At 50.4% G+C, this 24,001-nt stretch carries 23 protein-coding genes and 1 tRNA gene; 13 read left to right on the plus strand and 11 right to left on the minus strand.

Annotated elements, in window-relative coordinates:
• The first annotated feature begins 1 nt into the window (after position 1).
• From LTAR_RS13285 to LTAR_RS13320, 8 genes are all read left to right on the plus strand, one after another.
• Positions 2-1,186, plus strand: coding sequence for a hydrogenase large subunit (locus LTAR_RS13285; protein ID WP_062422758.1), 1,185 nt, complete (start codon positions 2-4; stop codon positions 1,184-1,186).
• Positions 1,183-2,109, plus strand: a complete 927-nt coding sequence (locus LTAR_RS13290; protein ID WP_062422759.1) for a complex I subunit 1 family protein — start codon at positions 1,183-1,185, stop codon at positions 2,107-2,109. Before LTAR_RS13285 ends, LTAR_RS13290 begins: the two co-directional genes overlap by 4 nt.
• A complete protein-coding gene (locus LTAR_RS13295) occupies positions 2,106-2,528 on the plus strand; it encodes a 4Fe-4S dicluster domain-containing protein (protein WP_062422760.1) in 423 nt (140 codons plus the stop codon). Before LTAR_RS13290 ends, LTAR_RS13295 begins: the two co-directional genes overlap by 4 nt.
• Complete coding sequence (locus tag LTAR_RS13300; RefSeq protein WP_139044562.1) at positions 2,473-3,006, plus strand: hydrogenase maturation protease; 534 nt, start codon at positions 2,473-2,475, stop codon at positions 3,004-3,006. Before LTAR_RS13295 ends, LTAR_RS13300 begins: the two co-directional genes overlap by 56 nt.
• 271 nt (positions 3,007-3,277) lie before the next feature.
• Entirely contained in the window at positions 3,278-4,270 is a 993-nt protein-coding gene (locus tag LTAR_RS13305; protein ID WP_201775996.1) for a sugar phosphate isomerase/epimerase family protein, read from the plus strand.
• A gap of 98 nt (positions 4,271-4,368) precedes the next feature.
• Positions 4,369-4,998, plus strand: a complete 630-nt coding sequence (gene hxlA / locus LTAR_RS13310) for a 3-hexulose-6-phosphate synthase (protein WP_062422762.1) — start codon at positions 4,369-4,371, stop codon at positions 4,996-4,998.
• Positions 4,999-5,025: 27 nt separating this feature from the next.
• Complete coding sequence (gene hxlB, locus LTAR_RS13315; RefSeq protein ID WP_062422763.1) at positions 5,026-5,592, plus strand: 6-phospho-3-hexuloisomerase; 567 nt, start codon at positions 5,026-5,028, stop codon at positions 5,590-5,592.
• Positions 5,593-5,769: 177 nt separating this feature from the next.
• Complete coding sequence (locus tag LTAR_RS13320; protein ID WP_062422764.1) at positions 5,770-6,717, plus strand: cation diffusion facilitator family transporter; 948 nt, start codon at positions 5,770-5,772, stop codon at positions 6,715-6,717.
• Here LTAR_RS13320 and LTAR_RS13325 read toward each other — a convergent pair.
• From LTAR_RS13325 to LTAR_RS13350, 6 genes are all read right to left on the minus strand, one after another.
• Positions 6,714-7,577, minus strand: coding sequence for a DMT family transporter (locus tag LTAR_RS13325; protein ID WP_062422765.1), 864 nt, complete (start codon positions 7,575-7,577; stop codon positions 6,714-6,716). The genes LTAR_RS13320 and LTAR_RS13325 overlap by 4 nt on opposite strands.
• Positions 7,578-7,915: 338 nt before the next feature.
• A tRNA-Val gene (locus LTAR_RS13330) sits at positions 7,916-7,989 on the minus strand.
• A 132-nt stretch (positions 7,990-8,121) separates the two neighbouring features.
• Positions 8,122-9,450 carry a dihydrolipoamide acetyltransferase family protein gene (locus tag LTAR_RS13335; protein ID WP_062422766.1) on the minus strand — a complete coding sequence of 443 codons (1,329 nt, stop codon included), beginning with the start codon at positions 9,448-9,450 and terminating at the stop codon, positions 8,122-8,124.
• A complete protein-coding gene (locus tag LTAR_RS17605) occupies positions 9,450-11,564 on the minus strand; it encodes an alpha-ketoacid dehydrogenase subunit alpha/beta (RefSeq protein ID WP_304607932.1) in 2,115 nt (704 codons plus the stop codon). Before LTAR_RS17605 ends, LTAR_RS13335 begins: the two co-directional genes overlap by 1 nt.
• Before the next feature lie 67 nt (positions 11,565-11,631).
• Positions 11,632-12,582 (minus strand): sugar-binding transcriptional regulator, encoded by a 951-nt coding sequence (locus LTAR_RS13345; protein WP_062422767.1) that lies wholly within the window; start codon positions 12,580-12,582, stop codon positions 11,632-11,634.
• 122 nt (positions 12,583-12,704) lie between these two features.
• Positions 12,705-13,607 carry a CPBP family intramembrane glutamic endopeptidase gene (locus LTAR_RS13350; RefSeq protein ID WP_062422768.1) on the minus strand — a complete coding sequence of 301 codons (903 nt, stop codon included), beginning with the start codon at positions 13,605-13,607 and terminating at the stop codon, positions 12,705-12,707.
• Positions 13,608-13,687: 80 nt separating this feature from the next.
• On the opposite strand from LTAR_RS13350, the gene LTAR_RS13355 reads away from it, so the two are divergent.
• Positions 13,688-14,575, plus strand: a complete 888-nt coding sequence (locus tag LTAR_RS13355) for an NAD(P)-dependent oxidoreductase (protein WP_081419981.1) — start codon at positions 13,688-13,690, stop codon at positions 14,573-14,575.
• Between the two features lie 63 nt (positions 14,576-14,638).
• On the opposite strand, the gene LTAR_RS13360 is transcribed toward LTAR_RS13355, so the two are convergent.
• Together LTAR_RS13360 and LTAR_RS13365 are read right to left on the minus strand one after the other, a co-directional pair.
• Positions 14,639-15,247 (minus strand): hypothetical protein, encoded by a 609-nt coding sequence (locus LTAR_RS13360; RefSeq protein WP_062422769.1) that lies wholly within the window; start codon positions 15,245-15,247, stop codon positions 14,639-14,641.
• 30 nt (positions 15,248-15,277) lie between these two features.
• A complete protein-coding gene (locus LTAR_RS13365; RefSeq protein WP_062422770.1) occupies positions 15,278-16,051 on the minus strand; it encodes a response regulator transcription factor in 774 nt (257 codons plus the stop codon).
• Positions 16,052-16,268: 217 nt separating this feature from the next.
• Between LTAR_RS13365 and LTAR_RS13370 the strand changes: the two genes are divergently transcribed.
• The 4 genes from LTAR_RS13370 (at position 16,269) to LTAR_RS13385 (ending at position 20,405) form a co-directional block, all read left to right on the plus strand.
• Entirely contained in the window at positions 16,269-16,877 is a 609-nt protein-coding gene (locus tag LTAR_RS13370; RefSeq protein ID WP_062422771.1) for a bifunctional nuclease family protein, read from the plus strand.
• A 92-nt stretch (positions 16,878-16,969) separates the two neighbouring features.
• The gene (dnaB, locus tag LTAR_RS13375) at positions 16,970-18,337 is read left to right on the plus strand and encodes a replicative DNA helicase (protein ID WP_081419983.1); all 1,368 of its coding nucleotides are present in this window, start codon (positions 16,970-16,972) and stop codon (positions 18,335-18,337) included.
• Between the two features lie 15 nt (positions 18,338-18,352).
• Positions 18,353-19,057, plus strand: coding sequence for a DnaD domain-containing protein (locus LTAR_RS13380; RefSeq protein WP_062422772.1), 705 nt, complete (start codon positions 18,353-18,355; stop codon positions 19,055-19,057).
• Entirely contained in the window at positions 19,050-20,405 is a 1,356-nt protein-coding gene (locus tag LTAR_RS13385; RefSeq protein ID WP_062422773.1) for an ATP-binding protein, read from the plus strand. Before LTAR_RS13380 ends, LTAR_RS13385 begins: the two co-directional genes overlap by 8 nt.
• A 163-nt stretch (positions 20,406-20,568) precedes the next feature.
• Here LTAR_RS13385 and LTAR_RS13390 read toward each other — a convergent pair whose 3' ends face one another.
• Genes LTAR_RS13390 through LTAR_RS13400 form a run of 3 tightly spaced genes read right to left on the minus strand, consistent with a single transcriptional unit; the run spans position 20,569 to position 24,001 of the window.
• Positions 20,569-21,900, minus strand: a complete 1,332-nt coding sequence (locus tag LTAR_RS13390; protein WP_062422774.1) for a YbhB/YbcL family Raf kinase inhibitor-like protein — start codon at positions 21,898-21,900, stop codon at positions 20,569-20,571.
• The gene (locus LTAR_RS13395) at positions 21,897-22,796 is read right to left on the minus strand and encodes a PH domain-containing protein (protein WP_062422775.1); all 900 of its coding nucleotides are present in this window, start codon (positions 22,794-22,796) and stop codon (positions 21,897-21,899) included. Before LTAR_RS13395 ends, LTAR_RS13390 begins: the two co-directional genes overlap by 4 nt.
• Complete coding sequence (locus LTAR_RS13400; RefSeq protein ID WP_062422776.1) at positions 22,793-24,001, minus strand: DegT/DnrJ/EryC1/StrS family aminotransferase; 1,209 nt, start codon at positions 23,999-24,001, stop codon at positions 22,793-22,795. Before LTAR_RS13400 ends, LTAR_RS13395 begins: the two co-directional genes overlap by 4 nt.

Raw genomic sequence — 24,001 nt, forward strand, 5'->3', positions numbered from 1 at the left:
AATGGAAGCACAGACTACTACAGGAAAATTTGTTGTTCCCATTGGCCCGCAGCATCCGGCATTAAAGGAACCCGGCCATTTTGAATTCACGGTCGACGGCGAAATCGTCACCGGCGCTTCTGTCCGCCTTGGATTTGTCCACCGCGGTATTGAAAAAGGTGCCGAAGCCCGCAACTGGGTTCAAAACATGTATATGGTAGAACGGGTCTGCGGTATTTGCAGCCACGTGCATGCCACCGCTTATGCACTGGGCGTGGAACAATTAGCCGGAGTGACCGCACCGCCGCGTGCGCAGGCCATTCGTGAATTGGTGGCCGAATTGGAACGCGTTCACAGCCATATGTTGTGGCTGGGTGTGGCAGCACATGAAGGTGGTTTTGATACCCTGTTCATGTATTCCTGGCGCGACCGCGAAACCGTGATGGATTTGCTGGAAGCTATTTGCGGCAACCGGGTACATTACAGCGTGAACCTTCTGGGCGGGGTGAAATATGACATTGATGACAAGCTGGCTGATCAACTCCGCAAGGGTGTTGATTTCCTGGAAGGCCGATGTGAACATTACATGAAGGTGGTCACCACAGATGAGACATTTGTCGGACGGACGAAAAATGTCGGCAAAATGTCAAAAGAAGAAGCCTATGAATTGGGCTCCGTAGGTCCAACCGCCCGGGCTTCCGGCGTGGATCGAGATATCCGGATTGATGCCCCGTATGTTTCTTATGAGCAGTTTCCGGTCAAATTGATTACGGATGACGCCGGAGATCTTCAAGCCCGATTCGTCGTCAGGATCAAAGAGTTATATGAAAGTTTCCGCCTGATTCGCGAAATTTTGGATCACATGCCGGAAGGGGAATTGACTGTCAAAGTTCCGCGCCGCATTCCAGCCGGGGAAGCCATCAGCCGGGTGGAAGCTCCGCGCGGTGAATTGTTGTATTTCTTGAAGAGCAACGGTACCGATATTCCGGACAGGGTGAAAATCCGCACCCCATCTCTATGCAACTGGTCATCCGTTGTAAATTATGCGGTAGGGCACAAACTGGCCGATATGCCTATGCTTTTAGCCGGTATCGACCCCTGTTTCTCCTGCAATGACCGGTCTGTGACGATCCATCGGGGTGGAAATGTGCAAAATGACTGGTCATGGGAACAACTCCGTCAATATGGGATAGCATACTACCGATGAACACTCCTCTTTCACTCCTCTATTTGTTGATTTTTCCCGGCGGTCTGTTTTTGATCGCCATGGGTCTGGTGTATGAATGGGCAGACAGGAAGCTGGTTGCCCAATTCCAGAATCGCATCGGCCCCCGCTGGTTCCAACCGCTGGCTGATGTTATAAAATTGTTGGCCAAGGAAGAGATCATCCCTGCCGGGGTGAGCAGCGGTCTGTTTACCGCACTTCCCATTGTTGCAGTGGCGGCTGCGCTTACGGCCGCACTGAATGTGCCCATGTTCGGCCTGCGCCCGGCATACAGTTTTTCCGGTGATTTGATCGTGGCCATGTACCTGTTGAGCCTGATGACATTGTGTACTGGTCTGGCTGGCGCCAACACGAATGACCGTTTCTCGCTCATTGGCGCCACCCGTACGCTCACACAATTGTTCTCGTATGAAGCGCCGTTCATGCTGGCTCTTCTGGGACCGGCCATCATGGCGGGTAGCTGGAATATCAGCGAGATCAATGCCTATGCTGAATCCCATTTGTGGATGGTTGTCACCCAGCCGATAGGCGCCTTGGTGGCCATCATCGGTTTGATGGGTAAACTGGAACTGCCGCCATTTGATGCCCCGGAAGCCGAAACCGAAATCGTCTCCGGCGCTTTAACGGAATACAGCGGCCGTGGATTGGCCCTGTTCCATATTGGCAAGGATATTGAACTGGTCATTGGATTGACCATGGTTTCAGCCTTCTATTTTGGCGGTCTGAGCAACCCGATTTACTTCATCGTGAAGACGGTTGTACTATTACTGATCACAGCCGGTCTGCAATCTTTGTTTGCCCGTCTGCGCATTGATCAAACCGTGGGTATGTGGTGGCGTCTGGGTGCCCTGCTCGCGCTGCTGCAACTGCTGGTTCTGATTGTGTTCAAAGGATTTGGCTTATGAAAATCGGCGCCATGCTTGGTGATATTTTTGGATCTCTGTTCAAAAAGCCGGTTACGCAGATGTATCCATATGTGAAACAGGAAGGTCCCAACCGCCTTCGCGGTCAACTTGTCTACAATTCGGAGAAATGCACCGGCTGTCAACTCTGCATGAAAGACTGCCCGGCGGAGGCGATCGAAATTCTGACCGTTGACAAAGTGAACAAGAAATTTGTTATGCGCTATCATGCCGATCGGTGTACTTTCTGCGCTCAATGTGTGCAGACGTGCCGGTTTGCCTGTATAGCCATGTCAAACTCCGAATGGGAATTGGCGTCTGCCAACCGGCAGCCATTTGAAGTGTATTACGGACGGGAAGAAGACGTTGCCTTTATCCTGGATAAAGCAAACCAGACAGTTGCTGCAGAACCTGCGAAGTAAAGATCCTGCCGTAAAAATCGCTCTGGTTGGTGTTGGAAATGTCCTTATGGGGGATGATGCTGCCGGCATGCTGGTTGTTCAGCGATTGAAAACCTGCCTGCCGGCAGATTCTTTTATTATTCCAATTGAAGGTGGATCGGCGCCTGAAAACATAACCGGCCTAATAAGGAACATGCTTCCCGGATTGGTGGTATTCATCGATGCCGGTGATATCGAATTGGCACCAGGAAGTCAGGCTCTTTTTTTAAGCAATGAAGCCGAAGGCGTGAGCGCTTTCGGCCATTCCCTGCCGTTAAGTGTTCTAGGGCAATACCTGGAAAAAGAAGTAGGATGCCAGAGCCTGATGCTTATCATTCAACCTGAAAAGATCGATTTTGATATTCCTGTTTCATCTCCGGTTGAACAGGCGGTTGAGACGATAACGGCAGGGTGGATGAACCTGGCAGCCGAATTTCCTGGTCAGACGGCCGTTCCATAAGATTGGCCTACTACAATACAAAGTGTTTCTGTAACACTATCAGTATTTTTGACCTGTAAACGCAATCTGGTATATTCCCCGTTTTATTCCAACGATTGGAGCGTAGGCAATGACTACGCGTCATGATCTATGCCATTACAAAATCATGAAGACGATACTTGACATCTGAATCGCAACCTGTGTAGGATAATAAATTATTGCACCTGAATGCAATAATATTTGTGTGTTTATTGTTTTTCAATTCTACAGGTATTTTGAAGGAGAGGTCATAGTGGAAAAGAATCCAATTACGTTGTTGACCGGCCAGTGGGGTGACATGCCCTTTGAAGAGGTCTGCCGGAAGGCCAGCCAGATGGGATATGAAGGATTGGAAATTGGCTGCGGCGGCGACCATATGGACGTCGTCCGAGCGGCCACGGATAAGAATTACGTACAGCAAAAATTGGAAATTCTTGATAAATATCACCTGAAATGCTGGGCAGTTTCAACTCATATTGCCGGTCAGATTGTGGGTGATGAGTACGACCTGCGGCATAACAATTTCGTCCCCGATAAGGTGAAAGGGAAACCGGCGGAAATGCGTGCCTGGGCGATTGACCAGATGATGCACGTGCCTCAGGCGTTAAAGAATCTGGGCTGTACAGTGACAACCAGTTTTGTGGGCTCCCCCATCTGGAATTTCTGGTATTCCTTCCCGCAGACCACCGAAGCGATGGTGGAGGATGGTTTTGCTCGCATCAAGCAGCTCTGGACTCCCATCTTTGATGAATTTGACCGTTTCAATATTAAATTTGCGCTGGAGGTTCATCCTTCAGAAATTGCCTATGATATCTACACCTCGCAGAAATTACTCAAGGTGCTGGACAACCGCCCGACATTCGGCTTCAATTTTGACCCCAGTCACCTCCTGTGGCAGGGAATCAAACCGCATATTTTCATTCGCACGTTTCCCGAAAAGATCTATCATGTGCATTTGAAGGATGTTTATGTGGCGAATGACGATATATCTGGCATTCTTGGATCCCATTTGCCTTTTGGCGACCCTCGCCGCCGGTGGAATTTCCGCAGTATTGGCCGCGGGATGGTGAACTTTGAAGATATCCTTCGTGAGCTCAACTTTATTGGGTATGAGGGTCCGCTCTCCATTGAATGGGAAGATAGCGGCATGGAGCGCGAGCAAGGCGCGAAAGAATCGTTCGACTATATAAACCGGATGCGAATAAAACCATCTGATTTTGCCTTTGATGCGGCCTTGAAAAATTAAATTTGAACACATTCTCAACGGGTGGGTGTCTCCAATCCTGCCCGTTGAGAATGTTGTGTCTATTTATTGGTCGGATTTGATTTCGGAATGGAGTAGTTTTGAAACTTCAATTTGCGCTTGACAGGGTGGATGCCAAAACCGCATTACAGATGGTTGCCCGGGTCTATGATGTGGTGGATATTGTTGAGGTCGGTACTCCCATGATTTTGAGAGAAGGCATGCACCCGGTTCGCATGATCAAGGAGAAATACCCGGCCCTGATGGTCCTGGCTGATACAAAAATCATTGATGCCGGCAGCATTGAATCAGCCGATGCTTTTGAAGCCGGAGCCGATATTGTAACGGTTCTGGCATTCGCGCAGGATGCCACCATCCGGGCAGTCGTCAAAACCGCGCGGGATTTGGGGAAACAGGTGATGGCTGACATGGTCTGTGTGGAAGATGTCGCCGGGCGTGCTGTTGAACTGGATGGCATGGATGTTGACTACATCTGCCTGCACACCGCTATTGACGTCCAGAACACCGGAAAGACACCTTTTGATGAATTGGCGTTGGTCAAGACAGTCGTAAAGAACGCAGGTACGGTTGCGGCTGGTGGGATCAATTTCAATACCATTTCACTTGCGAAGAAGTACAACCCCGATATTGTAGTGGTTGGGACGGCTTTGACGGGCGCAGCCGATATACGGGCTGCTGCTCAGAAGATGATCCGGACCATCAGAGAATGAGACAATCTGGTATTTGGAGAACCATTGATGGATACCGTTGAGATCAGCCTGTCAATCTTAAAAGAACTGGAAGGTGCGTTGAAGCAGATCGATCCGGCCAGAGCGGAATCTCTGGTCGATGCCATTTTGTCTGCCGGACGGGTATTTATTGCCGGCACAGGACGTTCAGGGATGATGATGCGCGGGTTGGCCATGCGCTTGATGCATCTCGGTTTCAATGCCTGTGTCGTGGGCGAAACCATAACCCCGGCCATTCAACCCGGGGATCTATTGATCATCGGATCAGGCTCAGGTGAGACAGCCACGCTCACGACGATTGCCCGGAAGGCGAAATCCATTGGCGCCAGAGTGGCTTTAATCACCATTTATCCCGAGTCCACAATCGGGAAACTGGCCGATCTGGTGGTTCCGATAAAAGCCGTTACCACAAAAAGCAGGGAAGACAGTGGGGCGACATCCATTCAACCGGGGGGAAGCATGTTTGAGCAGAGTTTGTTGCTTTTCTGTGATGCGATGGTCATCCGCATCATTGAGAAGAAGGGGATAACCGACAGCAATTCAGATTTGATGAAGCGGCATGCCAACCTGGAATAAATCATCGCTGATGATTAGTTCATCTGTAAGTACAGGTGTCTGGAACCGGATTACCTGTTAAATCAATCTGGTAATAATGCTCAAATGATTCTTTAGTGTCATAATTAATTTGAATTTTGAAGTATCATAACCACCCTTGACGAAAAAAATCCATATTAGATACTCGAGGTAAAGATAATGGAAGGATCCTCTTCATCCCAGGCAACCAGGGAAAAAACACAGGCTGCGCTCAGTTCTGTTATCGCGGCTGTGGGGTTGACAACATTCAAGATCATCGTTGGTGCTGTCACCGGTTCGCTGGGTATTCTGGCGGAAGCGGCTCATTCCGGGCTTGATCTGGTGGCGGCGCTGGTGACATTCCTGGCGGTGCGAATCAGCGGGAAACCGGCTGATGAAGAGCATCTGTACGGGCATGGAAAAGTGGAGAACCTGTCTGCCCTTTTTGAAACCCTGCTCCTGCTGGCTACATGTGCATGGATCATTTATGAGGCCTACCAGCGTTTGTTTGTCCACCCGGTAGAGGTGGAAGTCAGTATCTGGGCGTTCATCGTGATGGCGGTATCTATCATCGTTGATGCCACCCGCTCACGGGTGCTTGCCAATGCGGCAAAAAAGCACAACAGTCAGGCGCTGGAAGCCGATGCCCTGCATTTCAGTACAGATATCTGGTCTTCCAGTGTCGTAATTGCGGGTCTGGGTTGTGTTTTGCTGGCTAACAATGTCAAAGGATTGGATTTTCTCAAGCATGCCGATGCCGTTGCGGCTGTCGGTGTAGCCTTTATTGTCATCTATGTCAGTGTGGAATTGGGCATACGCACGATAAAGGGGCTGCTGGATTCTGCACCGGATGGTCTTGTGGAAAAAGTGACGGCTGTAGTCAAGAGTGTCCCCGGTGTATCTGATGTTCACAAAGTCCGTGTGCGGCCTTCGGGTGCTCATATTTTTATTGACGCCCATGTGGTGATGGATGCAGCGCTGCCGCTGGGCGAAGTCCACACGTTGACGGAAAAGATACAGGCCGAAGTTCGAAAAATCGCACCGGAAGCGGATTTCACCGTCCATGCCGAACCGCCCAAGAAGGTGGAAGAGCCGAAAGTGGAACCACCGAAAGAATCCGCCGGTTAACCGGTTTGCCTTTCTAACGACCCAAGTACAGCTCCGCCAATAATCAAGATCATGGCAAGACCACTGATCAAGGTCAGGGTTTTATTGGCGAAAATCAATAAATTGAGTGTGGATAACAACGGGGTGAGATACGCAAGCGATCCGATCGTGCGCGGATCACCCCGTTTCAAGGCGGCATCCCAGAAATAAAACGCCGCCCCCAGGGGACCGATCCCGGCGAGACAGATCAACGTCCATTCTGTTATTGTCAGTGATTGGAAATCAGATACCCTCCCGCCGGTCAACAAAAAGATGACCAGCGATAAGAGACCGGAAATCAGGCAAAATACACTCACCGATTCCGTGCCAAAGGGGGGAAGACGTTTGGTGAGCAGAGAATACACCGCCCAGGTGACTGCCGCCCCGAAGGCCAGCAGATACCCCGGCAGGTAAATCAGGTCAATGGTCAGGCGGCCTTCTGTGACAATCAGCGCGGCGCCGGTCAGGCCGAGCAGGGCGGCAAGGATATGCCTGAACGTAAGATGATAACCGGGGAGGATAACCGGTGAAAGCACAACGATCAGCAGCGGCCACAGGTAATTAATCAGGTTGGCTTCAACCGCTGGCGCCAGTGAAAAAGCCTTGAAATAGAGGGAGTGGTACCCGAAGATACCTGCCGCACCGACCAGAATGGTGGTCAACGGGATGCGCCAGGCTTTAACCCGCAGAAGGCTGATGAAGCCGCTGATCAGAAAGGCGATGGTCAGGATGAGAAATGGGGAAATTCGCGAAAGCCGGGTGCTGATTAGCGCCAGCGTGCTCCAGATGAGAATGGCGGCAAGCGCAAGAGCAATACCGGAAGATTTTGTGTTGGTGGCCATAAAGAATCCTGTTTGGTGATACGTGCTGTGGACTGCCCGATATCAACATGATAATCTAAATCCCCGCTCTTTTTTGAGATGAGGCTGAGGGAATACTCGTTCAAAAACGAATATTTTATGCCAAAAAACACATCTGATGTCGTAAAATTGGTAGTCATCAGAATGCGCATAGATTCTATTGTGCCGGAAAACCCCTGTGTGGGCGCGGAGGGGCTCGCGAAGTGCCCGTGGTAAACGTCCGCCTTGATGAGACTGAAAAATCTCTGTGTGGGCGCGGAGGGGCTCGCGAAGTGCCCGTGGTAAACAACCCGCCTTGATGAGACTGAAAAATCTCTGTGTGGGCGCGGAGGGGCTCGAACCCCCGACCTTACGGATGTGAACCGTACGCTCTGACCAGCTGAGCTACGCGCCCGGAGATGTGAAATTATAAAGCATCCCAAAGGCTTTGACAAGCCGGCCGTATGTTTTTAAGTAGAAAGGGCGCTGCTGGAAAGCGCCCTTTCTGGAGGAAAAGATGGGACTTGAGGGAAAAGTCTATCTGGATTCAGTCAAAACCAAGCAGTTCGGGAAATTCAACACGATCCTTGATCCATTGCAGGAAGCGGGCGGCGGGAGCACCATCAACGATGCGGTGGTCAAACACAAGACTCAGAATCAATTTCTGGTATTCCACCACCTGACCGTTCTTCATGGCCAGCGCCGGAGTGATTTTTCCCACGCCGAGAATGGCCGCCTGCGGCAGGTTGATGACCGGGGTGAAGGCAATGACATCATTCCCGCCCAGGTTGGTGATGGTGAAGGTGCCGCCGTTCATTTCGTCCGGCAGCAGGGTGCCCGCCCGGGCTTTATCCACCAGCGCACGAAATTCCTGCCCGAATTGGTGGACTGATTTCTCATTGACGTTCTTGATGACCGGCACCACCAGTCCACGGTCGGTATCCACCGCCATGCCCATATTGATGGGACGAAGCCATTCGATCTGGTTCCCGTTGACTCGGGCGTTCATATACGGGAATTCCCGCAATGCCTGTCCGCAAATCTTGGCCAGTAGATCGTTGTATCCGGCAGAGAAGCCCCATTCTTTGGAAAATTTCTCCTTCAGCATCTCGCGGAGTTCCACGAAACGGGTGGCATCGGCTTCCATGAATAGCGTGACCCGCGATGTTTGCTGGGTGCTCTCGCCCATACGGGAATAGATCACGCCGCGTATGCCCGTCAGTGGTACGACCTTGATCACCTCTGATGCGGCATCTGCGGGCGATTCCGTGCGAACCGCCTGCAAGACATCAGTTTTCATAATCCGGCCGCCGGGTCCGGTTCCCTGAACCTGGTTCAAGTCAACACCGGTTGCACCGGCGATTTTCTCTGCCAGAGGTGAAACCCTGGGACGGGATGTCAGGTACTTGACCACATCCTGTTCCACAATCCGCCGGCCGTCATCACCGGTGGGGGTAATGTGAGTCCAATCGAGATGGTTTTCGGCAGCCAACTTTTTGGCCCGAGGGGAGATAAATACCCTTTCATTTTGAGGAACCGCTGAAACGGGGGAAGCAGCTGCAGTTGGCCGGGTTTCAGTGGACTGAACCGGTTCTTCCACCGGTTGGTTGACTGAAGTGCTGGTTTGGAATACGTCTTCCGCCGAACCGATCACGGCAATCACCGTCAAAACCGGCACCACCTGCCCCGGTTTGAACGGCCCAAGGTGAACGACACCGGAGGCGGTGGATTCAACCGGGAATACGGCTTTATCCGTCTCTACCTCAATGATTGTCTGGCCTTTTTCGACTTTATCACCATCCTTCACCTGCCAGTCCTGAAGAGTGACCTCTTCCACTGTCTGACCGAGTTTGGGGATAAAAAGTTCTTTCGCCATTATTTCATCACCTTTCTACAGGCATCCATCACCCGGCGGGTGTTCGGGATGGCGATGTCTTCCAGGTTTTCTGCCCGTGGTACGGGAACATTGGCGGCTGCCACCCGGACCATGGGAGCGTCCAGATAGTCAAAGGCTCTTTCGTTGATCTGCACAAGGATTTCATTAATAAAACCGGTATTTTCGTAGGCTTCACTGACGCACACCAGTCGGCCGGTCTTCTTTACAGAGGTGACAATTGTGTCAATATCGAGGGGATTGAGCGTGCGCAGGTCGATCACCTCGACATCCAATCCTTCTTTTTCCAGTTCTTTGGCGGCTTCCAGCGCACGGAAAACCATGCGGGAATACGTCACCAGGGTGATATCCTTGCCGGGGCGTTTTATATCTGCCACACCGAAGGGAATGATGTAATCTTCTTCGGGAACGGGACCTTTTTCTTTATACAGCATCTTATGCTCAATGAACATGACCGGGTTGTCATCGCGGATGGCTGCTTTAAGCAGGCCTTTGGCATCATACGCTGTGGAGGGCATTACCACATAAATACCGGGGAAGTGAGTCCAGAGGGATTCGAGGCTCTGCGAATGGTGGGCGGCAATGGCGCGTCCGGCGCCGCCTTCTGTCCGCACCACCATGGGGACGGTGGTCTTTCCGCCGAACATATAGCGGTTCTTAGCGCCTACATTGGCCACCTGATCGATAATCAGGGGGGTGAAATCAACATACATGATTTCGGCTACCGGCCGCATACCGGCCATGGCAGCACCAACGGCTGCCCCGCCGATACCGGCTTCAGAAATAGGGGTGTCGATCACCCGCCATTTCCCAAATTCCTGGAATAAACCACGGGTGGCGCCATACGATCCGCCGTACAGGCCGATGTCTTCACCCATCAGGAACACACTGGAATCGCGTTTCATCTCTTCACGCATGGCTTCCTGTAAAGCCTGTGCGTAGCTGATTTCACGAGTAATCTGACCGGCTTTGATATGGTCACGAAGCTGGCGGTCTTTTTCATAATCATCCGGCACAAATTTGGATGGAGCAAATACATCGGTGAAAACTTCACTGGCTGGCGGTTCGGGAGATGCCATGGCAAAATCCATAGCCTTCTCAATTTTCTTCTCAACGCCTTTTTCGATGGTTTCGATTTCTTTGTCTGTGAGCATCTTAACGACCTTCATCTCCTCTTTCATCACAAGGATGGGGTCGCGTTTTTTCCATTCAGCTTCTTCTTCGCGCGTGCGGTAGGCGCGCGGGTCAGAATGGGAGTGACCATACCAGCGGTATGTCTTGGCTTCAATCAGGGTTGGTCCTTCACCGCTGCGGGCGCGTTTCGCGGCTTCGGCAGTGGCTTTGCGAACTTCCAGCACATCCATGCCGTCAACTACCACACCGGGAATGCCATAGGCGGCTGAACGGGCAGCAATGTCTTTCAGGTTGCTGACATTGGCGAATGGCACAGACATTCCGTACAGGTTGTTTTCAACAACGAAAATGATGGGCAGCTTCCAAACAGACGCCATGTTCAATGCTTCATGGAAGTTGCCTTCGTTGGAGGCTCCGTCACCGAAGAAACACACCACCACTTTATCTGTTCCTTTGAGTTTCTGCGCCAGGGCTGCACCTACGGCCACGGGAAGGTTGCCGCCGACAATACCGGTGGCTCCCAGGTTGCCGTGGGCAACATCTGCGATGTGCATGGAACCGCCTTTACCTTTACAGTACCCGCCGGATTTCCCAAGAACTTCCGCCATCATCTTGTTGAGATGTTCCTGCTTTTCGGCTTCTCCAACGGCATGTCGGTCGCCATGTGCATGGGCGTGACCATGGCCGCGATGCGTGCTGGTGATCAAATCATCATTTCGCAGAGCAGAAACGGCTCCTACAGCAACTGCCTCTTCACCGGCATACAGGTGTGAGGCGCCTTTCAAAACGGCACGGCCGAGTAATTCGGCGATGTTATCTTCAAATGCCCGAATTTCTTCCATCTGACGCAGGCAGGTCAGCAATTCTTCTTTGGTTAATTCCTGCTCTTCAATGAGAGCGGATATCCTTGAAAAAGTAATGGGTTGTGCTTTCGATTTTGTCGCCTGTTCTTTTTTCATCATTCCTCCAAATCTATAAATAAATAACAGTATTTCACATTCCTTAAACTGGTAGTATCTGAGAGTACCGTTATTGTTTTCTAAGAAGTTCGCCAGCTGTAATCTCATCGGTCACAAGGACATTGATGATTTTGCCTTTCAGGGCAGACCGGATGGCTCGAACTTTTTCTACACCAGCTGCCACAGCAATGACACGTGGTATGGCCTTGTATTGCGCAAGGTTCAACCCGACCACACAATCATGGATTTCATCGGGCACTTGCATCCCTTTTTCGTTAAAGAATTGCAGGCCGATATCTCCCACAATACCGCGGGATGTCAGCCGCTCGATATCTTTTTCTTTTAAGACTTCAACCAGGGAGAAAGAGGTGGAATTGGGAACACCGATTCCCACGAGGGCGATGTTGGCTTTGGCTGCCAATCCGAGTGTGCGTTTTATTTGCGGATCATTCATCAACGAGTCGCGGACACTTTTGCTTTCTACCAGACCTGGCGAAGAGAGCAGGGTTACATTGGCCCCCAGAGTCTGGGCCGTGCGGCGGGCAAGGTCACCCGCATTGATCTTGGATTCAGGCTGACTCAAACCGCCAAGTGTTTGAACGATATGCAGGTCAGGCCAGTTTCCGGTTGGCAGGGCATCGACCACGGCCAGAATGGAATGTCCCCAGGTGATGGCAATCGTCTCATCTCCCTGAATTCCGCGAACAAGGCATTCTGCTGCCGCGGCTCCCAGAGCATTTAAGTTCGTTTTTCCATCTGCGGATGGAACGGAACTGACCACCACGGCTTCATCGAGCCCATAGGCAGCCTCAATGCTGTGCTCCAGGCTGGCAGTCCGTTCATTTCCGGCAGAAAAAGTGATCTGCACAATCTTCAGGTCACGCGCCTGTTTCAACATACGCGAGACTTTAATTCGGGACAGACCATAGCGCAGGCCAATCTGTTTTTGACTGAGACCTTCTTCGTAATAGACGTGGGCGATTTTGTACAGTAAACGACGGGTATTTGCATCTGGATGCATTTGGATCACCTGGTTTGATAGTATCGCGGCAGGTGGAATGTGTCAAGTGAACAAGACTGATCATATGATCACTATATTCTATAGAATAAACCCGGATTATGGCCGGGTTTATAGGTTGAAGATTATTCCGTTACAGGGCGTGTCTGGAAATAAATCCAAACAGCGGCTGCCAGAAAACCAGCGGACCCCAGAAGCCCCACCGGTAAAGGCCCAATAATCGGGTTTGGAGTGCCTTTAACAAAGTAGGTTGCCAGCCCTGCGATGCCATTGATGGCCGCATGTCCGATGACAGCCGGCCAGATGTTTTCTGCTTTCAAACTGAGCCAGCCGATAAATGTTCCTGCAAGGATACAGAACCAGGTCATGGTTAAGATGCCTGTCCAGGGAAAGCCCGGATATGTCAATCCATAGTTATGTCCCATAGCAATTATTGGAGCATGCCATAAACCCCAGATGATGCCGCTGATCAGGAAAGCTTTGCGTTCTCCAAGAGGCAAAAGGTTAGGCAGAAGGTATCCACGCCAGCCAAATTCCTCTCCGAAAGTGAAGAAGCTGTTGATGATCGGAGCTATCAAGAATGCCTGGATGGTATTGGCCAGAATGATCATCCAGGGTGATACGTTCATGTTGGGAGTTTTGGCCTTCACCATCTCCTGCAAAACACCCAGATTGGGATCATAGTTCGCAGGAAATATAAGAAAAAATACAACTGCTCCAATTATGGTGAATACTCCCGGCAGAAACCAGGCAGCCAGAATATACTTCCAACATTTTTTAAATTCCATCCGAAGCAACAAATCAGACCAGCCCTGTCCTGTCACCAGGCGGGTAAAGATATGTGCCAGGGCAGGTGCCCACATGTATCCCAGCGCAAGCAAAATGACGGCCAGTGATAAGCCCGGTACCAGTTGTGGACTGTCTTTCAAACCGCCTGTTAAAAATATGATTAACCCCACTGCCCAGGCCAAACCAAAGGCAAAGGCCAGGTATATACCCAGCTGCTTCTTATTCAACTCTGTTTTCATCTTCCCTCTCAGTCTCTTGTATGCGGTTGGTGATTATAATCTTGGTTATAAAAAATACGGCAAAAAATTGGAGGGATACGATGTTAAAAGTAGGGTATATAGGCCTCGGGCTTATGGGAAAATCAATGGCTCGGAACATTTTAAAGGCAGGTTTCCCTCTGGTGGTGCATAACCGCAGCCGGGGTGCTGTGGATGAACTGGTATCAGAAGGGGCAGAACCGGCCGTATCTCCGGCTGATGTTGCCCGCCGTGTGGATGTTGTTTTTACCAATCTGCCCGACTCACCGGATGTATTAAAAGTGGCTTTGGGGAAAGATGGCGTTATTGAAGGTGCCCACAAAGGTTTGATCTTTATAGATAATTCCACGATCAAGCCGGATGCTGCCAGAGAAATTGCTTCTCGTCTGGCAGAAGCTGGTGTAGCCAGTCTGGACGCTCCTGTAAGCGGCGGGGATATCGGGGCACGCAATGGCACTTTGACCATCATGGTTGGCGGTTCAGCGGAGGCATTGGAGACTGTAATGCCGGTGTTACAGGCGGTTGGCAAAACCATCACTCATATCGGAGAGCCGGGCGCGGGACAGATCGCCAAAGCCGCCAACCAGATCATGGTGGCAGCTCAGATGGTGGCCATGGGTGAATTGATGATCTTTACTCAGAAATGCGGTGCTGATCCGCGCAAGGTTATTGAGGCCATCAAAGCCGGGGCGGCGCAGTGCTGGACTCTGGATGTCAAACCGCAGCGTCTTTTTGAAGGCAACCGCAATCCGGGCTTTAAATCCCGCATGCAATCCAAAGACCTGGGGATTGTGATGGACACTGCCCGAACGTATGGAATCCCCCTGCCCGGCACTGCCATTGCCAACCAGCTCTTTCAGGCGATGGTGGATAATGGACTGGGAGATCAGGATAATTCCAGTGTAATCTCCATCATTGAAATGCTGGCTGGTGAAAAATTAAAAATTTGAGTAATGGATTGCGTTGGTTTGATAAAAAGAAATTCGGCTTCAAATTGGCCGAATTTCTTTTTATTAAAGCAATTTTTCGATCTCTGCCCGGGCCTTTTTATCCAGTACACCACCGGTCATGGCAGAGACAATATACTTCTCCACCCGGTCATCTTTTTGGTATCTCCGGGCAACGGCAAACACCGAAAGAATATCCATTAACAGGATCTTCTGCTGGGTTTCCTTGCGGGCAGATAAGTCAATATTGAGCAATTTGTCCTGTATTTTGGCGATCAGATGCTGTTTGTGGGGGATTATTTTAACCAGACTTTGCACACACTGCCGGACTGTGATGGGTTTTTCATCATTCACAAAATCCAGGTAGGCATCTACCAGTGAATCAAATTTCCCGGCTTGATCCCATTGAACATTATCAGCGATCAACATCAATCCGATACTGCGGTGATATGAATTGGAACTGGAAAACATGTCAGTCAGAGTATCCCAGAAAGGGTAGACATCATTATGCGACCGAGATCGGTTTTGCAAGAGCAACAGAGCATGGTATCGAAGGTTGTCATCCTTCTCTTTCAACAGCCCGACCAAGAATGGTATATCTTCCTGTTGAAGCGATAAAGCCCGAGAGGGGATGGTGTCTTTATCAATGGAGGCCACTTCATCCAGTGTAATCATGTTGATTTCCCTGCGATTCTATGGTGATGGTTATTGTGTTTTTTCCAGAAGCGTCAGCTTGCGTTTACCCAGAGGGCGGGTTGGCGGTTCCCCGAGATCAAGACGGTATCCAACACCTCTGATTGTCTTGATCAGCCGGGGATGTCGGGGATCAAGTTCGAGCGCTTCACGCAGCCATGAAATATGCACATCCAGCGAGCGTGTATCTTCAACGTATTCAGTCTCCCAGACTTTGCGGAAAAGTTCAGTTCGTTCAATCACTTCGCCGGGCTTTTCCATCAAGGTTTGCAGAAGCATCATCAACCTGGGTGTAAGGCGCACCTGCCGGCCTTGATATCGTACAATCCGTTCTTTGATATCCAGTTGCAAGGTTCCCACTTTAAGCACATCTTTCTTCATTGCCGGTAAAAGCGGTTTCATGCGGTTAAGCAGTTTTTGCAATGTGAAAGGCAGTGAGAGTACAACGTCAGCCTGTGTTTCTTCGGGATCCTGATTTTCCTGAAGGATTAATAAAACGGGAATTGCCGGGGCTTTCTTCTTAAGATTACGGACAATCCCTTTGCCATTTGAGTATAGGGAAGCTGCATTGATCAGAATCAGATCACAATGCAAACCATCCAGTTGCTTTACCGCATCAGTACCGTTTAAAGCCGTCAATATCTTAAAGCCCTTACGTGAAAGGCCTTCATAATAAACTGACCGTACCGCCGGCTTATTTTCTACCAGTAAAATGGTAGCCTTAGGCGCGGCCGGACCGGGTGGAATTGTTTTTAATGTTGCGAATTTTTGTGAAAACTCGTCCATTATCCGGGCAATTTCCCTGGTACTGAAAAAAATAGCCTTTGAATTTCAAAGGACATGGGTTGTGATATAGGCTTCACCCCCCCCATTGTGGAAACCTTAAAAGTATTTTGTTAAGACTTAAGTATTATACACTAACATCAGAGAACCGGTTGCAGTCAATGTTGGCGCATGTTAGAATCGAATGAATGATGGGAGAGATCCTATCAGGGAGGTTCGAATGCCCCGAATGGTTGAAGTCGTCATAGACAGTGTGCGTGTTTCGCTGACAAATCAGCAGCGGATTGTTATTCTCCGGGAAGTGGATGCTGAAAGGTACCTGCCGATATGGATTGGCCCGTATGAAGCAGAAGCCATTACAATTGCATTACAGGATATTGAAGTTGCCCGACCACAAACCCATGATCTGATGAAAAACCTGCTTACCTCTCTAAATGCCCGGCTTGTACGGGTTGAAGTGGTGAGCCTCAAGGATGATGTTTTCTACGGTAATCTTGTGGTGGATGTAGACGGCAAGATTTTAGAAATCGATTCGCGCCCATCAGATGCGTTAGCCATGGCTGTGCGTGCCCATGTACCCATTCTGGCAGCACGTGAGGTCATGGAGACAGCCGGAATTCTCCCAGAGCAGGATATGCAACCACATGAACCTTCTGCACCGGCTCCCCGAAAACCTGAATGGGCGAAAGCAGAAGAAGAGGAAGGCAGCGACCGTCTGGAAGTATACGAAGACTTTCTTCAGAACATCGATCTTGACAGCCTCAGTAAACCACCTGACGACGATAGCAGCGAACCGCCGTCTTCTGAACCGGATGAACCATCCCCTTAATAAGACTTTCATGTTTCGCTGAATACTCCACAAAAGAATCGGATACAATAACGGGTAGGCAGATTTTTTCACTACCCGTTAACATTTAACCTATGGACGATTTCCAACTTACCGAAGAAGAACCAATAGCCGATATCCAGGTACAACCGCACAACCGGCAGGCAGAAGAAGCTGTGATTGGTGCCGTGTTGATCAATCCTGATTCGTTTTTTGAACTCGGGCAATTCCTGAAACCGGAAGATTTCTATATTGTGCGTAATGGTTGGATCTGGGGGGCATTCTCGCGTTTACATGAAAAACGCACCCCGATCGATTTCCTGACGGTTGTGGAAGACCTGGAAGCAAATAACCAACTGGCTGATGCCGGTGGTCCCGCCTACCTCATGCAGTTGATCAACCAGACCCCGACTTCATTGCATGCTGAAACATACGGTCACATGGTGGAGGAGACGGCCATGCGCCGCCGCATGCTGGCATCTGCCAATGATCTGGCCCGATTGGCATATGATCAAAAAACCACACTGGATACAGTTATTGATACGGCCGAAAAGTCCATTTTTGCCATCAGTGAACGCCGTACCCATAAGGATGTCCAGCCGATCAAAGAAGTAGCCAGTGAATATTATGACCGGGTGGACAAACTTTCCGGCCGCAGTGAAGAGATTTACGGCGTTCCCACGGGTCTGCTTGATCTTGATAATTTACTGGGAGGTCTGCAAAAATCTGATCTGTTGATCATTGCCGGTCGTCCCTCTATGGGAAAAACAGGTTTCCTGCTTTCAATAGCTAAAAATGCTGCCCAGATGTACAAGAAACACGTAGCCATGTTCTCGCTGGAAATGTCCAATGAACAGTTGGTACAGCGCCTGGTTGCGCAGGAGACCGGGATCGATACCCAGCGGCTTCGTACGGGCAAGTTGCGTGATGACGAATGGCCGCTGTTCACCCAGGCAATTGAGACTCTGGGTGAAACACAAATTTTCCTGGATGACACCCCTGCCATCACCCCCATGCAGATGCGCACCAAATGCCGCCGATTGCATATGGAATATCACCTTGATCTGGTGATTGTGGATTACCTGCAGCTCATGTCATCTGATACGCGAAATGATAACCGCGTACAGGAAGTGTCTTACATCTCCCGCAATTTGAAGATCCTGGCCCGTGAGTTGAATGTTCCTGTATTGGCTGCTGCGCAGTTATCTCGCGCGGTGGAAATGCGCGCAGATAAAAAACCGATCCTCTCTGACCTGCGCGAATCGGGCAGCCTGGAGCAGGATGCCGATGTGGTAATGTTCATCCATCGTCCGGATCTGCTCGATAAAGATAATCCACGTGCCAACCTGGCTGAAATCATTGTGGCCAAACACCGAAATGGCCCGGTTCATTCGGGTATTGAACTGGTTTTCTTGAACAATCTGGCCCGGTTTGACAATGCGGCCACCATACCACACAGGTAATCAAGGGTGAAATCGATGACATCCTTTCAGGGCTTTCCTTCCGGCAAAACCCATCTGGTTCCCATCCCTGCCGCCTTTTTCACAGAAGTGCTCCCACAGGTTGACGATGTGAATACCGTCAAGTTGATGTTGCATATTATCCGCCTGTTGGATGCACAGGAAAGGGCGGTTCGATATATCCGGGTGAACGATCTTATGTCAGACGATCAGCTTCTTAACATTCTTCATCTGGAAGAAGCCAGCGGGCAATCTATCATTATGGCTAGCATTAAGAAAGCTGTAGATATCGGTTTTGTTTTACAGGCAGAAGGTCCCAATGCAGGAGATTCTGCCATTCTCTTCCTGAATTCCGCCCGTGGACGGGATGCCCTGGCTGCCTTAAAATCGGGTAAATGGGTGCCAGATGATTCTCATGGTTTATCCCAACCCCTGCCTCCGGTATGGCCGGGTATTTTCCGGCTGTATGAAGACAATATCGGCCCGTTGACCCCCATGCTGGCTGACATTTTGCAGGAAGCCGAAAAGACATATCCGCAATCAATCATCCAGTACGCTTTTGAAGAAGCCGTGAAGAAAAATGCCAGAAATTGGAAGTATATCGATTCCATACTCCGCAACTGGCAGCAGAAAGGCTCGAATGGACAGAATTCACGAGACTCTGAAAAAGATCGACGAAAATATATTGAAGGCGAGTACGCGGAATTCATCAACCATGAATAAAGCCAATGATGGAGACTTACCACGGGATATCTGTCCGATCTGCGGTGGGGTCGGTTTTGTGCGTCAAGACCTTCCAATTGGTCATCCAGATTTTGGAAAATTAATCCCCTGCGTTTGCCAGGCGAATCACCGCAATGGGAAGAATGCCGCCAACCCGGCCAATCTGAACCGGCTGGCCGATTATGCCGGAAAAACTTTTGATAACTTCAGCACCAAAGGACGGATGGGATTGGGTGATGAACAGGAGAAATCACTATCCATTGCCCGCAGCCATGCGGAACAATTTGCCAATGACCTGAAAGGCTGGCTGTTATTTTGCGGTGGATACGGCTGCGGAAAGACACATCTGGCGGCTGCCATAGCCAACAAAGCCGCCGGACTGGGCATCCCCACACTCTTCCTGACGGTTCCTGATCTACTGGATACGCTGCGGGCATCATATGGTTCGGATGATGATCCCTATGCCGCCCGGTTCGAAGAAATCCGCAATGTGCCTCTCCTGGTTCTGGATAACCTGTGGACGCAAAATGCCACCTCGTGGGCATTGGAGAAACTCTTTCAACTTTTTGACCATCGTTACGTGAAACGCCTTCCCACCGTTGTAACCACCGATATGGACCTGGAAGAACTGGACGGACGCATCCGTTCACGGCTGCAAGATCCTGAACTGGTCACAGTATTGAAGATTAATGCCCCCGATTACCGTCAGCCGGTACAACAGGGTATTCAACCCCATCGTTCGGTTTTGAGCCTTTTGCATGCCTGTACGTTTGGCAATTTCAGCCTGCGTGAACTTGAAAAGCTCAATCCTGAAGAGCTGAAAAGCCTGGCCGCGGCATTTCAAAAAGCTCAGTCTTTTGCCGAGCAACCCACCGGCTGGCTCGTTTTTATGGGTCCGTATGGTTCAGGCAAGACCCACCTGGCAGCGGCTATTGGAAATTACCGGGCTTCACAGGGTTTCCCGGTGGATTACTGGGTGGTTCCTGATTTACTGGATCATTTGCGGGCAACTTTCAGTCCAACCAGCAATGTTACGTATGACCGAGAATTTGAAGAAGTCAAGACGTCACCTTTACTGATTCTGGATGATCTGGGCACTCAGGTGCCTTCTGCCTGGGTAAAGGAAAAACTTTACCAGTTATTTAACTACCGGTATGCCGCCAATCTGCCAACGGTGATCACCACGTCAGACCGGTTAGATGAAATTGACGCCCGCCTGCGCACCCGTATGCTGGATAAACGGCTGTGTACGATTCAGGCGATTACCGCTCCGCCATTCTTAAAATCGGCTGTACCGAATGTCATCAACCGTATGCGGCGGAACAAAGCGCTGGATCAGAATTCCTGAAACTGCCAGAAGTGATGTTCCACTGGTGGATTTTCGAGAATTTCAGCGGAACAAACATTAAAACCCAGTGGCAAATCGGTATGCCAGATTATCGTCAGATACTTGTCTCTGCCGATTGGCATAAATGAAATCAAATTACATACACAACCTGCGAATGACTTGATTACCGGCTGTATGTTCCCATCCATTCACCGGAAGCCAGAATGTGCCCTGATAATGCGGCTGCCAGTCTCTCTGACGTCAATCCATCCGGCAAAGTGGGTTCAATATCGGTAGCATACAGTTTGAAAAAATAACGATGCGGTTTCCCAGCCGGGGGGCAGGGCCCGAAATATCCATTCGTCCGCGAAGAATTTATTCCCTGGCTGCCGCCATTGACCATTTTGCCAACCGGAATACCCTCTGGAAGGTTGACCAGTGACGGCGGCAAGTTATACACCACCCAGTGTGTATATGTCCCCATGGGAGCATCCGGATCATCGACAATTAACGCCAGGCTGCGAGTAGATGCAGGTATATCACTCCACGTTAACGCCGGTGATTTGTTTTCGCCGTCGCAAGTGAATTTTTGCGGTATGGGTTGATTGTAGGCAAAAGCAGGACTCGTTACTGTCAATTTCATCATATCAACACCTCCATCTGAGACCAAAGGAAGGGAAGAAGAAATCAACGAATAGGCAATCAAAGCGGCGAGAAGGCCGCCGCAAAATGTACAAAATGTATTCACCCAGTCATTGTTCAACCAGGCAGCGCCGCGTAATAACCGTGTCGGATTACCGCATCCATGCAGGGGATGTTTTTCTGTCGCTTTCTGGCAGATATCACAATAATACATTGCCTGGTTGGTGGCGCCGATCCATGAATCAATCAGACTGCCAGCCAGACCGGCCAACGTCACAATGATAGGAAGCAAAATATTATTCTCGAGACTGTTGGTTATGGCAGCTGGCTTAACTAAAACTGCCAGCAAGCCGATCAACAGTGACCCGGAGAAAGCAGCCAGTATGCCAGTCCATGTAATTCCGCCGGACGTCCCTGTGTCTACCGGTTTCCCCGTTGTGATCAGACGGGGTTTGGATTTTGACAGAATCCCAATTTCAGTACCCCAGGTATCGGCATTGGCAGCCGCCAGCGCCCCGGCGCAAGCAGCCCATAACCAGACCGGTTGTCCGAGCAATGGGAAGAGCAGGGCACATAGGCCGGCAATGGCGCCGTTAGCGGCTACCTGTCCGGCATCGCGCTGCGAACCTTTTGAAAAATTGGCCGCAATAGCTTTCTTTTGATGTTTGAATAAGATGGATAAAAAGCTGGAAGACAGGAAGAAGGCCAGCAGTAAGACAGCCCAATTGAGACCGCCGATTCCAAAAATGACGGTACCCAGGATGAATGCGGCCAGCGCTCCCGAGCGATTTAAGGCTCTGGCAAAATAGGCGGCGGCGGCAATCAAACCGGCAAGAATCAAACCCAATGGAAGTTGAATATAGATAGGCATCATCGAAGAAAGAGAAGTGAAATAAGCAGAAGCACGGGCGTTGTACCGGCTCCCGCCAGGATGAGATAGGCCGCCATACGTTGTTCCAGATGGCGATAGTAAAACAATCCGACCGATAGCGAGATGGCAACGCTTATAGCTGCCAGAATAGGCAACAAGAGCAGCCTTTCCGGTGAGACTGGAGGTAATGGACTACCTGTCGGAGTAAAGCCAATTGAAATCTGATTTCGTGATGGGATGATGATCACCGTTCCTGCCAGCAGAAGAATTGTGGCGATCAAACTGACGAGAATGGGTAGTCTGGCAATTCGGTCGCGCCAGACATTTCGCATAAAAGCAGCCGGTTGAGAGCTGAAAGCCGGCATCGGTGATAAGCTGCCCATTTCTGAGGTTCTCTGGAAGGCCTTCATAAAAACTTTTGGTTGGGCAGGGGAAATGGCGAAAATTCGCGTAGGAGTGGCAATCAACAAAAGAGTATCCGGTTCAGCGGCAATGAATTCCACCAACCCCAATTCAGCCACAGAGGAGAAGCCCAGAAGTGCGCCTGGCCAACTGAATCTCGGTTGGTTCAGATGAAATCCAAGCTCAGAAGCGGGACGTACCCATTCAATGGTATTTAATGGGATATCTTCCGCTCGCAATCCCCAACGCAGCCGCAGACCTTCGCGTTCCAATTCATACGTTGCACGGCCGAGTGCAATGGCGCGATATACGATCAGAGGAACCGGGGCGAGAAAAACCATCGAGATAAAAAGCAACCCGATGAAGTACAGGCCGATCTCCTGATCCATGGCCAGCCAGAATGTCAAACCGCCCGCGCTGAAAAATGCCAGGGCAGCGCCAATTTGAAAAATCAGTCCCCGCCGCCGGGGCGGGCGGAAGGTGTTCTCTTCCGTCATACCAGTTCGCGCAGGGCGCGGCAAACAAATTCAACCTGCTCTTCTTTCATCACACCAGAAAATGGCAGGGCCAGGCCGCGTTCGCCAAGGTCTTCGGTTACTGGATAGTCACCCGCTTTATACCCGAAGCGTTCAGCCATATACGGCTGTAAATGGATTGGCAGGAAATAGGGTCGTACAGGGATGCCTTTTTCAGCCAAACGATCGGCTATGACTTTTCGGTTGGCACCGCGGGGGATGCGTACCACATAGACAAACCAGCTCATACGGGTGGTAGTAGGCACGATGGTCAGGGGTTCGATGGATGGAATGGATGCCAGATGATGGGCATACATGTCTGCCACTTTTTGCCGCTCTGTAAGGAGATAATCGAGCCGTTTTATCTGGGACGTGCCCATGGCGGCACTCATCTCATCCATGCGATAGTTATATCCCAGAAGCGTATGCTGAAGCCAGTTGTCACCCGGAGCCCGACCTTGATTGCGTAAAGCCAGCATGGTCTTTGCATACTGTTCATTATCTGTGATGATCATGCCCCCTTCACCTGTGGTAATTTGCTTATTGGGATAAAAAGCAAAAATGCCGATATCGCCCGTCTTGCCGCTGGGAGTGTTCTTATACATAGCCCCAAGGGCTTCACAGGAATCCTCAATGATGGGAAGATTGCGATGATCGGCTATCTGACGGATGGCATCCATATCGGCCGGTTGACCGAAAACATCAATGGGAAGCAGAGCTTTCAAGCGAGGGAAAATCTCACTGCCCGCATCATCAAAATACCGGGGAAGTTTGCGCGGCAGCCACCGGCGGGCATCGGCGCCGCCGGCTGACAGATCTTCAACAGCCTGGGCCAGTTGAGTGGTATCCATGTTGCCAGTAACCGGATCAACATCCACAAAGACAGGCAGGGCATTTTCAAATAGGATGGCATTTGTTGAGGCAACAAAAGAAAATGGCGTAGTGATAACAATATCGCCTCTTTGAATGCCCAGAGCTCGAATGGCCAGATGAAGCCCGGCTGTACCACTGTTAACACCTATGGCATACCGGCAGCCCGTCAATTGGCGGAAGGCTTCTTCAAATCGGTCTATCCAGGGCCCCATGCTGAGATATGTGGTATTGATGACAGAACGTACAGCGTTACGGTCTTCTTCAATAATATCCGGAGAAGACATGGGGACTACAGGAGGATTATTTTTTGTCAT

Origin of the sequence: Leptolinea tardivitalis (assembly GCF_001050275.1) — a bacterium.
Lineage (GTDB): Bacteria > Chloroflexota > Anaerolineae > Anaerolineales > Anaerolineaceae > Leptolinea > Leptolinea tardivitalis.